Here is a 14,390-nt window from a genome sequence, read left to right on the forward strand (position 1 = left end):
TAGTTGATAATATAATACTTAGTTTAGCTTAAAATAACTTTGTTAGACCCACTTAGTACAATCTATGTCAAAAAAACAATTAATTAGACATCAACTGACTAAATGTAGGTCAAATTTTAAAAATCTTTAAAGCTTAATTTCAACGCTTGATTAACCGTATCCACTCCAACTACTTCAATGTCACTTGGATATTCCCAACCACCTAAATTAGAAGAGGGTATAATCGCACGTTTAAATCCTAATTTAGCTGCTTCTTGTACACGTTGTTCAATTCGTGAAACACGGCGCACTTCACCGGTTAAGCCAACTTCCCCGATATAACAATCCATTGGCCTTGCTGCGACATCTTTATAGCTAGAGACAATACTTACTAAAATAGCAAGATCAATTGCAGGTTCATCTAACTTTACACCACCAGCAACTTTAATATAAGCATCTTGCGCTTGTAATAACATGCCCATTCTTTTCTCTAATACAGCCATCAACAAAGAAATGCGATTTTGGTCAACTCCAGTCGCCATTCTCTTTGGATAATTAAAGCTCGAAGGTGTGACAAGTGCTTGAATCTCTACCAAGATTGGTCTTGTTCCTTCCATAGAGGCAACGACAGTAGACCCCGGGGCGCCTTGCGAGCGTTCTTGTAGAAAGAGTTCAGAAGGATTTAAAACTTCTTTTAACCCGCCTTGGAGCATTTCAAATATAGCAATTTCGTTGGTTGAACCAAAGCGATTTTTCTGACTCCTCAGTATTCTGTAGGTATGGTGACGTTCACCTTCAAAATACAAAACAGTATCCACCATATGTTCTAGAATGCGTGGACCTGCAATTTGCCCTTCCTTTGTTACATGTCCTACTAAGAAAATGGCAATATTCTTTGTCTTTGCGATTCTCATAAATTCTGCAGTACACTCTCGAACTTGAGATACGCTGCCTGGTGCGCTTGTAACATTGGGATGATAGACAGTTTGAATTGAATCGACGATAACAAATTTCGGTTTAACCTCATCAATTGTTTGATTCAACAATTCTAAATTTGTTTCGGAGTAAATATAAAGCTCCTGCGATTTAACCCCAAGTCGCTCAGCTCTCAACTTCGTCTGACGTATAGATTCTTCTCCTGAAATGTAGAGAACACGATGACCTTTATTAGATAGCAGAGCAGAAACTTGTAGTAATAACGTAGACTTTCCAATACCTGGGTCTCCGCCGATTAATACAAGTGAGCCTGGTACTACTCCACCTCCTAAGACGCGATTCAACTCTTTTAGTTCCGTTTCGATTCTCGGAGCCTCTTGTGTTTCAATAGAAATAATAGGAGTTGCCTTTTGAGAAACACTTGAAGAATGTAAAAATGCGCCTTTAGGTCCTTTTGATACTACTTCCACTTCTTCAACCATCGTGTTCCAATCACCACATCCTGGACATCTACCTAGCCATTTGGGTGATTCGTACCCGCATGAATTGCAAAAGAATTTTGTCTTTTTTTTAGCCATATTTCCTCCTATAAGAAAGTATTTCTTTTTTTCTTATATTATAAAACAAGGCATTCCAAATTCCTCATTTGGAATGCCTTTCAAATGTGGCTTTTATCGCCACATCATTATTATTTCGTTACTAATTCTTTTACTTGAACAACAAATTGATCATCTTCTACATCAAATACAACACGTTGTCCAGTTAATACTGTACCTTTTAAAATTTCTTCAGAAAGGCGATCTTCCACATGTTTTTGGATAGCTCGGCGTAATGGGCGAGCACCATATTGTGGGTCATAACCTTCCTTCGCAATTTTCTCAATTGCATTTGGTGTTAACTCCAATGTTATGTTTTGTTCTTTTAGACGTTTTGTTAATTGTTTTGCCATTAAGTTAACAATTTGATTTAATTCTTCTTTTTCTAGTGAGTGGAATACAATCATTTCATCGATTCGGTTTAAGAACTCAGGACGGAATGCTTTTTTCAATTCTTCCATCATGACATTCTTCGCATTTTCTTGACTTTGCGATGTACTTTGAGCACCGAATCCAAGTGATTTGCGATATTTTAATGCTTCTGCACCAATATTAGATGTCATGATCACTACCGTATTACGAAAATCAATAACACGACCTTTTGAGTCAGTTAAGCGACCGTCATCAAGCACTTGTAAGAGAATGTTAAATACATCTGGATGCGCCTTTTCAATTTCATCTAATAAAATAACAGAATATGGTTTACGACGCACCTTCTCTGTTAATTGGCCACCTTCATCAAAACCTACATATCCTGGTGGTGAACCTACAAGGCGGGAAGTCGAATGTTTTTCCATGTATTCGGACATATCAACCCGAATCATTGCATCCTCGTCACCGAACATTACCTCTGCTAGCGCACGAGCAAGCTCTGTTTTACCTACACCTGTTGGTCCTAGGAATATAAATGAACCAATTGGACGTTTTGGATCTTTTAATCCAGCACGTGCACGGCGAATTGCTCTAGAGATTGCTTCGACTGCTTCCCCTTGACCTACAACGCGTTTATGCAATTCTTCTTCAAGGTGAAGTAGTTTTTCGGACTCTTCTTGCGCTAATTGAGAAACCGGTACCCCTGTCCACATCGATACGACTTCTGCAATATCATTCACTGTCACTTTTGATTCAGCTTTACCCTGAGCTTCTTTCCATTCTTTTTTAGTCGTGTTAAGTTTATCTTTTAACTTTTGTTCACTATCGCGTAATGATGCTGCTTTTTCAAATTCTTGTGATTGTACTGCAGCCATTTTTTCATTATGCAAAGAATCCAGTTGTTGTTCTAATTCTTTTAAATCCGGTGGAGTTGTGAATGAACGTAATCGAACTTTTGAACCCGCTTCGTCTATCAAATCAATTGCTTTATCTGGTAAGAAGCGGTCTGAAATATAGCGATCTGACATTTTAGCAGCTGCTTCAATCGCTTCATCTGTGATTTTCACACGGTGATGTGCTTCATAACGATCACGTAAGCCTTTAATAATTTGGATTGCTTCATCCACAGTTGGCTCATCTACTTGAATTGGTTGGAAACGTCTTTCAAGTGCTGCATCTTTTTCAATATACTTACGGTATTCATCCAAAGTTGTTGCACCGATACATTGCAATTCACCACGTGCAAGAGACGGTTTTAAAATATTAGATGCATCAATTGCTCCCTCTGCACCACCTGCACCAATTAAAGTGTGTAATTCATCAATAAACAAGATTACATTGCCTGCTTGGCGAATTTCATCCATTACTTTTTTCAAACGGTCTTCAAATTCACCACGATATTTGGTACCTGCTACAACAGTCCCCATATCTAAAGTCATGACACGTTTATCACGTAATGTCTCTGGTACTTCGTTATTAATGATTTGCTGAGCTAATCCTTCAGCAATAGCAGTTTTACCTACACCAGGTTCCCCAATTAATACAGGGTTGTTTTTTGTACGACGAGAAAGAACCTCAATGACACGTGTAATTTCTTTGCTTCGACCAATTACAGGGTCTAAACTTCCCTCTCTCGCAATTTGCGTAAGGTCACGTGCTAAGCTATCTAAAGTTGGTGTATTTGCAGCCGGAACAGTATTCGTATTTGCTTGTGGGTGGTCATTACTCCCTAAAAGTTGTAATACTTGTTGACGTGCTTTATTTAAGCTTACGCCAGCGTTATTCAATACACGAGCTGCAACACCCTCACCTTCACGAATTAATGCTAGTAGTAAATGTTCAGTACCTATATATGAATGACCTAGTTTACGGGATTCATCTACTGAAAGTTCAATTACCTTTTTAGCACGTGGTGTGTAATGTACAATCGGTCCAACATTTTTTGTACCTACACCTACTAATTCTTCAATTCCTTCTTCAATCATTTCAGTACTTACATCTATTGCTTCTAGTGCTTTTGCGGCAATTCCGCCACCTTCGCGTATTAGCCCTAATAAAATGTGTTCAGTACCAATGGCTTCATGTTTCATACGAATAGCTTCTTCTTGAGCCAGTTGTAAAACTTTTTGAGCGCGTTGTGTAAAACGATTATACATCATAGATATCCTCCCCTTCTTATCCTTAAGCTATTGATTAGTTTCTGTATTATCTAATTGCAAATGTTCTCTTATAATAGATGCACGGTACACATCTCTTTCATTTGCTTTGAGCGTTGTGCCTGCATGCTGCTGTAAAAAGCCCGGTTGCATAATTAACATACATTCGTTTAAAACTCGATCAGGAATAGTTGGTATTAGTCCTAAATCTATACCCAATCTGACATTTGATAAACAGTTTGCTGCTTCTTCGCTCGATAGGATTCTAGCGTATTTTAAGACTCCTAATGAGCGGTTTAAACGGTCAGATACAGCAATGGATGCGTGTTCCAATAACGCTCTCCGTGCACTTACTTCCTTTTGGATAATTTGTTCAGCCACACTTTGCAAATCTAAAATGATATCTTCTTCAGGTTTGCCAAGTGTAATTTGATTCGAAATCTGATAGTAATTTCCAACTGCCTCAGTACCTTCTCCGTAAATACCTCTTACAACCATTCCAAGACGTGCCATTGTATTAATTAGTGGGCCCATTTGGTTAGTCACCGTTAGAGCTGGTAAATGCATCATGACCGATGCCCTAAGGCCAGTTCCTGTATTCGTTGGACAACTAGTTAAATAGCCAAATGAATCATCAAAAGCATAAGGTAACTTTTTTTCTAGCAAACGATCTACTTCATCCGCAAAACGATAAGCTTTATCTAGTTGAAGTCCAGGTTGCAATGATTGAATTCGGATATGATCCTCTTCATTTATCATAATACTAATCGTTTCGTCTTCTGATACTAGGATTGAACCAGATTTTGTTTTATTTGCAAGTTGGGGACTTATTAAATGTTTTTCCACTAACACCTGCCTTTGCAAGGAAGGCATATCATGAAGAGAAAAATAGGAAAATGGAATATCAAACTTGTTATCCCCATCGATTAAAGCGCTTGAAACCATTTTATCTATTTGTAATGATTCTTCATCGGAAAAGGCCCTTGGAAAGCGATAACCTGTTAAATTTCTTGCAAGTCTTATGCGTGTACTCATAACGATATCGCCATAATCAATATCACCTCGCATCCAAAGAGGTGGTTTACTTTGTAGGAAGTGTTCAATGTTCAACTATTACTCACCTCCCAAAAGCTTTTGTTCAAGTGCTCGAACATGATCTCTTAAACTTGCTGCATCTTCAAAACGTTCCTCTTCTATTGCTACTTTCATATCTTGGCGCAAAGCCTCAATTTGACGCTTAACTTGATAGCTTTCATTAATCGATCCTGGTACTTTTCCTATGTGTTCGGTAGCACCATTATGCAAACGTTTAAGCACTTGCGGAAGTTGTTCTTTAAAAGTTTCATAACACGTAGGACAGTTGAATTTTCCTTCCTCTAGAAATTGCCGGTATGTCATACCACATTGTGGACAGCTTTCATTTTGCACTTTGGTTTGTGGCTTACTTATTGGTACTGCTTGAACAGACCAACTTGACGTTCCAAACAAATTTGAAAATAGCTTCTGCATTGCATTTGAGTTTTCATCTGAATCGAGGTTCAAGTGAAAGTGATCCAGATGTTTGTTGCATACATCACAAAAGTTTCTAGTGACCTTTTTGCCGTTTTTCATCTGTGTTACTGTGATTGTTGCGGGTCTCTGTTTACAATTTTCACAAATCATCCTTGCACCTCTTTAACTTTGCTTGTTATATTTCAATGTAAGTAACATTGCGTGCAATATTCGTGCACGTAATTCATCTCTTTCAGGTAAATTAATGCACAGCACTGAACGATCTAGGGCCGCAACCATCAACTTTGCTTCCCGGCGAGTAATTACATTTTCATCAATCAAGCGGAATATAAAATCTTGTGACGCTGTTTGAGGAATTGTATCACCAACTTGTTGCAAAATTTCATCAATTAACTCTGCTTCTGAATTAGCCTTCACACGTAATATTCGAATATAACCGCCTCCACCACGTTTGCTTTCAACTAAATAACCACGTTCAGCAGTAAATCTGGTATTAATAACATAATTTATTTGCGATGGTACACATTGAAATTTATCTGCAATTTCGCTTCGCTTAATTTCAATATGTCCTTTACCACCTAATTCAATAACTTCCTTCAAATACCCTTCTATAATGTCAGAGATATTTCGCAACTTAGTCCACCTCACTCAGAAATCACTGACTTTGACTATCTTTGACTATATTATATATGGCATTAAATAATGACGCAAATATTCTGCATTTCCCTGCTGAATAACTTATTTAATGATATCTGGCTTAAGCGGCTAGAACCTGTCGAGCGCCTTCAGCACTTATACAAAAAAGCACACCGCTAGTTGCAGTATGCTCACTTATTAACTGATTAAATCCATTTTCCAACAATCGGATACTCCCAATTCTCATCTTTTAACGCATTTACAATCCCTATAATCGGAACAATTATACCCATAAGACCGAATATAATAAGCATGGGAATTCCAATTATCGCCAAAACTATAGTTAAAGTTAGAAAACCACCAATGCCAACTAATAACCACATGACAAATTGGAATAATAACGCTTGAATTGATAAACGTTTAACTTCCTCGTTGTTAATAAATACAAAGAAAAGAATTGGTACCAAACATGGAGCAAAAAAAGCACTCGCATGCAGTATTACCTTCACTCCTTTTTCCTCCACAACTAATCACTCTCTTTCATTTCATTCAACCTTATGTTATAGCTAATTTACGTTTACCAATCCGAATAGTTTCATCCTTTGGAAAGAAAATTCTAAACTTACATATTGGAACATCCCACTCAAGTTTTGCGTCTTGTTTAATAACATATTTGCAAGGGGGATTTTCTCTTATGAAAAAAATGCTATTGTTGATAGGAACAATATTGCTATGCTTAGTTGTTTTTGTCGGTATGCCATACTGCATGTTAAAAAGCTCCCTACTGCAAAATTGTAATGAACAAAAAGCTACGTGTACTAAAACAATCCAACATAAACTAACTCGCATTTCACAAGAACACTATAGTTCGCGGGATTCTAATATATTTACTAAAGTTTCAACTAAACATTTCATTGGAGACTGGATTCCTAATCACTAATTTAAATGGCTATCTTAAGAAGTGTAAATTACTTATTTCTTACTTTAGGGTAGCCATTTTACTTACACTAAATCGAAGACGCATGAATAGAGAAAAATCATGACACCTCTATCATTTTGTGAGAATATAGACATAACAACAGTTGAAATGAGGAGTAGCTATGATTCGAACACTTGGGGTGACAAATGACCAACAACTTATCATGGATTTTCCATTGGAGGAAATTAAACAAGGAAAGTTTGATTGGTATTGGGTGGACTTTGAAAAGCCAAGTGCTACAGAAGATGTTCTATTAGATCAATTCTTTCATTTCCATCCACTTGCTATCGAAGATTGTTTAATGCGTTTACAACGTCCAAAATTAGATTATTACGATGATTATCATTTTCTCGTTGCTCATAAGATTAACGAAGAAACTTTCGAAGCAGAAGAAGTAAACTTATTTGTATCTCCTAATTTCGTCGTAACTTACCATAAATCATTTGTTCCAGAATTTGACGTCGTTCGCAAACGTTTAATGAGTCGTCCACAGACATGGGAACGAGGAACACTTTTTGTAATGTACCAGGCAATCGATAAAATAGTGGATAGTTATTTTCCGATGGTATACAACATTGAAGATCATTTAAATGAAATTGAAGACCAACTAAATTATCAAAACAGTACAAAATCTATGAGATATGTTTTTGATTTAAGAAGTGATTTACTTCATATAAGAAGAACAATTTTACCTATGCGTGATTTACTTTATAGAATTTTAAACTCCTATCGATTTCATCTAGACGATCAAGAGCGTGTTTATTTTGGGGATATTCATGACCATTTAGTTAAGTTAACTGAAATGGTAGAATCCAATCGTGAACTAACCGCAGATATGCGTGATAGCCATATGTCTGTTAACGCTAGCCGCATGAATGGTATTATGATGATTTTAACTATTATTTCATCGATTTTCATTCCTTTAACTTTTATCGCCGGAGTATATGGTATGAACTTTAAAAACATGCCCGAGCTTGAGTGGCATTATGGCTATTTTGTCATCCTATTTATTATGATAACTATCGCTGTTTCAATGGTTTCTTGGTTCAAACATAAAGGCTGGTTTGACTTATTCAAACCATAAGACCTGTTAAAAAGTAACCAACCATTATTAATAATATATTAGAAAGCGCACGTTTTAATGCTAGTTTATTTAACATTAAAACGTGCGCTTTTAATGTATTACACAAGACAGCTACAATGGGCATTGCACCCTGAATTCATTCACAATCCTTGAAGGTAAAGTTAACCTTTATTTTCAATTTTAACTTTAGTTATTTTTACCCAATAATACATAAATTATTTTATAATCAATTTGTTCTAAAAATATAAATTATTTAATGACAATTTACACATTTATAATGATAAAATAAATTATAAAATTTTCTAACAATAGAATGGAGCAATTATTATGGCACTTTGGTCTATTAAAAGTAAAAAAAGTGAAGAGTATTTCAAAATTGATCAATATATTGATCAAGTAAAATTAGACTTATCTAAGCACCCTGAATTGCAAAAACAAATTGAGTTATTACAATTAACTAAGAAAGACTTAGCCATTATTAAACAATTTGAACCACAAGCTAAGGATTTAACAATAGAAATGGTTGATAGTTTTTACGAAGCCCTTTATCAAGTACCAAATTTAATTCAAATTATTAACGATTATTCTACACTCGATCGACTAAAGGTAACATTAACACGTCATATCAATGAAATGTTCAACTGTCAAATTGATGATGCTTATGTGAAACAAAGAATTAAAATCGCCCATGTCCATGTACATATTGGCCTTCCGTCAAAATGGTATATCAACTCATTTCAATCATTAACTTCTACTTTCGCTCAGTTTATTAAAGGACTTGAACTTTCAGGTTGTGATACTGCCTTAGCCATTAATTCTTTTTCTAAAATTATTAGTTTAGAGCAACAACTCGTGATTGAAGCATATGAAAGTAGGCAAGAAGATCTTCGTACACAAGCAGACAAGTCCAAACATAAAATAGTCTTTTCTGTCCAAAGCACGGCACAAGAACTAAGCGCAATTAGCGAAGAAACCACTGCATCAATTCAAGCATTAGCAAGCCAAGCAGATGAAATTGCTCAATCAACTCAACAAGGACTTTCATTCGTTACCGCGACCCAAGAAAAGTCCGAAAATGGCAAACAGCTTTTAGATACGCAGACTACATTAATGAATCAAATGTCTAAAAGTGTCTCACTACTAGATAAAACAATGAGTAAATTACGAGTTTCGTCGCATAAAATCACTGAAATAGTACATCTCGTAACAGATATTGCTGATCAAACTAATTTACTTGCCTTAAACGCATCCATCGAGGCAGCTAGAGCTGGCGAACACGGTAAAGGCTTTGCAGTTGTAGCAGATGAAGTTCGAAAACTTGCTGAGGAAACCAAAAAAGCTGTACAAAATGTATCGCAATTAATTCAAGATACGGAAGAAAATATCGAAAATATGTCTTCCTCAGTTAAAAGTGTCGATTCGCAAATAACTCAAGGCGTTAATATGCAAAATGATTTATCGCAATCAATTCATAAGATTGCAGAAGCAGTTTCAAGTATTAAAGGAATTAGTGAAGATACGATGGAAGACATTACATCTATTTCACAATTATTAAACGAATTAAGTGAAGGGGCAACTCAAGTTTCAGTATCTGCTGATCAGCTAACCAATATTGCTAACGATTTAGATTAACCGTTAACAAAAGAGCGACTATTCATGGCTTGGTTTACCACCATAAATAGTCGCTCTTTTTATATCTTATTTTTCAATGAAGTTAGACTTTAAGTTAATGATAAGTTACTAACTATTATAAACTAAAGAACTTATTTGGCATTTCACGCTTTTCTTTACGAAGTTTTCGACGTAATGGACCAGATTCAAATAGTCTCTTTTCTTCTTCAGTCTCCGGGAAAACCGAAGCTACTTCTTGAGGTGCACCATTTTCATCTACAGCTACCATCGTAACAAAGGATTCAGTCGTTAACTTGGTTACACCTGTATATATATCTCGAGAATGTACAACAATGTAAAGTTCCATTGATGTCCGCCCTGTAGAGCTTACAATTGCTTCAAATCTTAGTATTTCTCCTTTTCTGACAGGAGAATAAAAGTCAACAGAATCGAATGATGCAGTAACAGTTTGCATTTTAGCATGCTTCATCGATGTAATCGCAGCAATTTCATCAATATACGCTAAAATTTTACCCCCAAATATTGTATCCATATGATTTGTATCTGGTGGCAATACTAATCTTGTTTGAATAGTCCTAGATTGGCTCATTGGGATTGGGTCTAACATAAACATCACTCCTCAAAAGGTATCTGTATCTATGTTACCCTTAATACTGTATCATTGCAACATTTTATAATAAACAGCAATTAGACAGATTGTTATACATTTGTACTAAGTTATTATATTACAGTTTTGTCTTAATAGTGATAAACTTCATTTCTGTCATTTCATGTACTGCATATTTAATTCCTTCACGCCCATAGCCACTCATTTTAATACCACCGTAAGGCATATTATCAATTCTGAATGTTGGAATGTCATTAATGATGACTGCCCCAGCCTCTAATTCATCAGCAGCTCTCATAGCATCTTCTAAATTATTTGTAAAAATACCTGCATTTAATCCCAGTTCAGAATCGTTCAATAACTCAATCGCTTTGTCGAATGTTTCATATGGAACAATCGACACGATCGGTGCAAATGTTTCTTGACATACTATTTTCATATTAGATTTGACATTTGTCATGACGGTTGGTGTCAAAGTGCTTTGTGTGAATGTACCTCCTGTCGCAACGATTGCCCCTTGTGCTTTTGCTTCTTCAATCCATTCGGTGATTCTTTTTACTTCACTTGGATTAATCATAGCACTTACATCTGTCTTTTCATCCATTGGATTACCAACAACAAGTTTTTCTGTTGCTGCAACAAATGCCTTTGTAAAATCATCATAAACTGACTGATGTACGAAGATACGTTGTAAAGAGATACATACTTGCCCTGCAAATCCAAATGCACCGCCTACACATCGTTCAACAATTTTATCGATTGGTGCACTAGGTTCAATAATTAGCCCTGCATTAGAACCCAACTCTAACGTTATTTTACGTAATCCAATCTTTTCTTTTATTTTTAAACCAACTGCACCACTACCTGTAAATGTGACCTTTTTTACGAGTGGATGTGTAGTTAACGTTTCACTCAATTCACTCCCACTCCCTGTCACTATTTGCAGCATGCCATCTGGTAAACCGGCTTCTTTAAAAACTTCAGCCATCACGATACTACTTAACGGTGTTTGAGTAGCAGGCTTTAATACGACTGCATTGCCAACTGCAAAAGCTGGTCCTAATTTATGTGCTACTAAATTAAACGGGAAGTTAAAAGGGGTAATTGCAGATACTACACCTAAAGGCACTCGTTTTGTAAAGCCAATGCGATCCTTACCACCAGGAGCTGCATCCATCGGAATGGTTTCTCCACTCACTTGTTTCGCTGCTTCTGCAGCAAATTGATACGTAGTAATTGTTCGATCAATTTCTGTTAAACCAGCTGTGATTGGTTTTCCAGCTTCTTGTGCAAGAATTTCGGCAAATTCCTGACGTCTTCCTCGTAGAATTTCTACAACTCGATATAATATTTCAGCTCTTTCAAACGCTGTAGAAGATTTGAATTTTTTAAAAGCCTCATGTGCGCCCTCAATGGCCTGTTCAACATCATTGGTCGTTGATTTCGCAACTTTAGCAATAACTTCGCCACTATAAGGCGCTTTTAATTCATAACTTTCTTTGGTATCTACCCATTCTCCATTGATCCATAGTTTTGTTTCTTTCAACTAAAACACCTCCAAAATTATTTACCCTTATTAATCCATACTATCATTGTTTCCTACAATTTTTTAACATTCAGAATTACACAGATTGTATTATCCCTATGCGACTTCTGGTTGACTTTGGTGTAGAGTGGTTAAACACTCACCCCGTTAGCTAAGATTTATCACTAATCACATAGAGTTATATTCATGTCTTTAATAGATAATAGAAAAATCTCCAGTCATATTCGACTGGAGATTTCTATTTTTAAATAAGCTTTTTAATCTCTTCGTATTCTTCAGCTGTGAACACTCTCGAATGTGTGATGAAATGTTTTTCTTCTACACTATCTAATGAGAATGTTGCTCCTCTACCTTCAATTGCATCAATAATTAATTGGGTATGTTTCCAATAGTCATATTGACTTCTATGCATATAAAAGGGTACATCTCCTATAGTCCCCAGATACAAGTCTGCAGTCCCTAGTTTAAAGTCGCCCTCACTATAACACATCGGTGCTGAGCCATCACAACATCCACCAGATTGATAAAACATGATAGGTCCATGAATGCCTTTAATATGTTCGATTAACGCAAGTGCCTCATCTGTCGCTACTACGCGTTCTACCATGTTCATGCCTCCCTATTCGGCCTAGAAGAATCCTTGTGGTTTACGATTATAGCTTACTAGTAAGTTTTTAGTTTGTTGATAGTGATCAAGCATCATAGCATGGTTTTCACGACCAATACCAGATTGTTTGTAACCGCCAAATGCAGCACCAGCAGGATATTGATGATAAGTATTTGTCCAAACACGACCTGCTTGAATTGCACGACCTGCACGATAAGCAATATCTCCAGAACGTGACCAAACACCAGCACCTAAGCCATATAATGTATCATTTGCAATTTCGATAGCTTCATCGAAGTCTTTAAAAGTCGTAACTCCTAGAACTGGTCCAAAGATTTCCTCTTGGAAGATACGCATTTTGTTATTTCCTTTGAAAACAGTTGGTTTGATGTAGTAACCATTATCAAGACCATCGACTTGATTTTGTTCACCACCGATTAAGCATTCAGCTCCTTCTTCCTTACCTAATTTAAGGTATGAAAGAATTTTTTGTTGTTGTTCGTTAGAAGCTTGAGCCCCCATCATTACTTCAGTATCTAGTGGGTTACCGATTTTAATAGCTTCTACACGTTGTAATGCACGTTCAATAAATTTGTCATAGATTGATTCTTGGACTAATGCACGTGAAGGACATGTACAAATTTCGCCAGAGTTTAATGCGAACATAACAAAGCCTTCAATTGCTTTATCTAAGAATTCATCGTCTTTGTCCAATACATCTTCAAAGAAGACATTTGGTGACTTACCACCAAGTTCAAGTGTTACAGGAATGATATTTTCAGTTGCATATTGCATGATTTGGCGACCAACAGCTGTTGAACCTGTAAATGCAATTTTTGCAATACGTGGGTTTGTAGCAAGTGGTTTGCCTACTTCAATACCAAAACCATTTACGATATTCACAACACCTGCAGGAAGTAAATCTTCGATTAACTCCATAAGCACCATGATAGATACTGGTGTTTGTTCTGCTGGTTTTAATACAACGCAGTTACCTGCTGCTAATGCAGGAGCAAGTTTCCAAACTGCCATTAAGATTGGGAAGTTCCAAGGAATAATTTGTCCAACTACACCTAGTGGCTCTTGGAAGTGATAGGCAACTGTATCATCATCTAATTGAGTCATACGACCTTCTTGAGCACGAATTGCACCAGCGAAATAACGGAAGTGGTCAATTGCTAAAGGAATATCTGCATTTAATGTTTCGCGTACCGCTTTACCATTATCCCAAGATTCAGCTACTGCAAGTTTTTCTAGGTTTTCTTCAATACGATCTGCAATTTTATTTAAAATGATAGCACGTTCTGCTGCAGAAGTTTTACCCCAAGAATCTTTTGCTGCATGTGCTGCATCTAATGCTAATTCAATATCTTCAACAGATGAACGAGCTGCTTTTGTGAAAACTTCACCAGTTATAGGTGATTTATTTTCAAAATATTGACCTTTTACTGGTGCTACCCATTCGCCACCGATAAAATTATCATATTTTTCTTTAAAGTTTACGACAGCGCCTTCAGTATTAGGATTTGCATAAATCATACTTGAATCTCTCCCTTAAAATGAATTGAAAACCCACTCCCACATTACCTCATTTATCTCTATTAATCTCTTATTTTCTCTTTGAGAGTGCTTTCATCTATTATAATGTTCCAAATCTCTATAAAATTCAACTATTATGGATTAAAATTTTGAAGATTTTGTGTATTTTCTTTTAACTGCTTTTGTTAAGTCTACTAACTAGATATAAT

Annotated in this window: 12 protein-coding genes and 1 pseudogene; 3 read left to right on the top strand and 10 right to left on the bottom strand. The window is 36.3% G+C overall.

Annotated features, from left to right (window positions below):
- Window positions 1-116 precede the first annotated feature (116 nt).
- The 6 genes from radA to ACWV26_RS19480 all read right to left on the bottom strand — a co-directional run bounded on the left by radA (window position 117) and on the right by ACWV26_RS19480 (window position 6,711).
- Complete coding sequence (gene radA / locus ACWV26_RS19455) at window positions 117-1,493, bottom strand: DNA repair protein RadA (protein WP_455896302.1); 1,377 nt, start codon at window positions 1,491-1,493, stop codon at window positions 117-119.
- Window positions 1,494-1,603: 110 nt separating this feature from the next.
- Window positions 1,604-4,042, bottom strand: coding sequence for an ATP-dependent Clp protease ATP-binding subunit (locus ACWV26_RS19460; RefSeq protein ID WP_455896303.1), 2,439 nt, complete (start codon window positions 4,040-4,042; stop codon window positions 1,604-1,606).
- 27 nt (window positions 4,043-4,069) lie between these two features.
- Window positions 4,070-5,149, bottom strand: a complete 1,080-nt coding sequence (locus tag ACWV26_RS19465) for a protein arginine kinase (RefSeq protein WP_455896304.1) — start codon at window positions 5,147-5,149, stop codon at window positions 4,070-4,072.
- A gap of 3 nt (window positions 5,150-5,152) precedes the next feature.
- Window positions 5,153-5,581: a UvrB/UvrC motif-containing protein gene (locus ACWV26_RS19470; RefSeq protein ID WP_455896305.1), complete on the bottom strand. Its 429-nt coding sequence runs from the start codon at window positions 5,579-5,581 to the stop codon at window positions 5,153-5,155.
- A gap of 132 nt (window positions 5,582-5,713) precedes the next feature.
- Window positions 5,714-6,184 carry a CtsR family transcriptional regulator gene (locus tag ACWV26_RS19475; RefSeq protein WP_455896306.1) on the bottom strand — a complete coding sequence of 157 codons (471 nt, stop codon included), beginning with the start codon at window positions 6,182-6,184 and terminating at the stop codon, window positions 5,714-5,716.
- Between the two features lie 209 nt (window positions 6,185-6,393).
- On the bottom strand, window positions 6,394-6,711 hold the full coding sequence (locus ACWV26_RS19480) for a DUF4870 domain-containing protein (RefSeq protein WP_455896307.1): 318 nt from the start codon (window positions 6,709-6,711) through the stop codon (window positions 6,394-6,396).
- Window positions 6,712-7,287: 576 nt separating this feature from the next.
- Between ACWV26_RS19480 and corA the strand changes: the two genes are divergently transcribed.
- The 3 genes and pseudogenes from corA to ACWV26_RS19495 all read left to right on the top strand — a co-directional run bounded on the left by corA (window position 7,288) and on the right by ACWV26_RS19495 (window position 9,882).
- On the top strand, window positions 7,288-8,250 hold the full coding sequence (corA, locus tag ACWV26_RS19485; RefSeq protein ID WP_455896308.1) for a magnesium/cobalt transporter CorA: 963 nt from the start codon (window positions 7,288-7,290) through the stop codon (window positions 8,248-8,250).
- 327 nt (window positions 8,251-8,577) lie between these two features.
- Window positions 8,578-9,117, top strand: a pseudogene (locus ACWV26_RS19490) (protoglobin family protein); the annotation flags it as partial.
- A 243-nt stretch (window positions 9,118-9,360) separates the two neighbouring features.
- Window positions 9,361-9,882: a methyl-accepting chemotaxis protein gene (locus ACWV26_RS19495; RefSeq protein WP_455898306.1), complete on the top strand. Its 522-nt coding sequence runs from the start codon at window positions 9,361-9,363 to the stop codon at window positions 9,880-9,882.
- Between the two features lie 115 nt (window positions 9,883-9,997).
- Here the strand turns inward: ACWV26_RS19495 and ACWV26_RS19500 are convergent, their stop codons facing one another.
- The 4 genes from ACWV26_RS19500 to exaC form a co-directional block, all read right to left on the bottom strand.
- Window positions 9,998-10,489 carry an acyl-CoA thioesterase gene (locus ACWV26_RS19500; RefSeq protein WP_455896309.1) on the bottom strand — a complete coding sequence of 164 codons (492 nt, stop codon included), beginning with the start codon at window positions 10,487-10,489 and terminating at the stop codon, window positions 9,998-10,000.
- Window positions 10,490-10,607: 118 nt separating this feature from the next.
- Window positions 10,608-12,035: an aldehyde dehydrogenase family protein gene (locus ACWV26_RS19505; protein ID WP_455896310.1), complete on the bottom strand. Its 1,428-nt coding sequence runs from the start codon at window positions 12,033-12,035 to the stop codon at window positions 10,608-10,610.
- A gap of 244 nt (window positions 12,036-12,279) precedes the next feature.
- Window positions 12,280-12,642 carry a DUF779 domain-containing protein gene (locus ACWV26_RS19510; RefSeq protein ID WP_455896311.1) on the bottom strand — a complete coding sequence of 121 codons (363 nt, stop codon included), beginning with the start codon at window positions 12,640-12,642 and terminating at the stop codon, window positions 12,280-12,282.
- Window positions 12,643-12,663: 21 nt separating this feature from the next.
- Window positions 12,664-14,181: an acetaldehyde dehydrogenase ExaC gene (gene exaC / locus ACWV26_RS19515; RefSeq protein WP_455896312.1), complete on the bottom strand. Its 1,518-nt coding sequence runs from the start codon at window positions 14,179-14,181 to the stop codon at window positions 12,664-12,666.
- Window positions 14,182-14,390: the final 209 nt, after the last annotated feature.

It is taken from the genome of Rummeliibacillus sp. JY-2-4R (genome assembly GCF_053847205.1).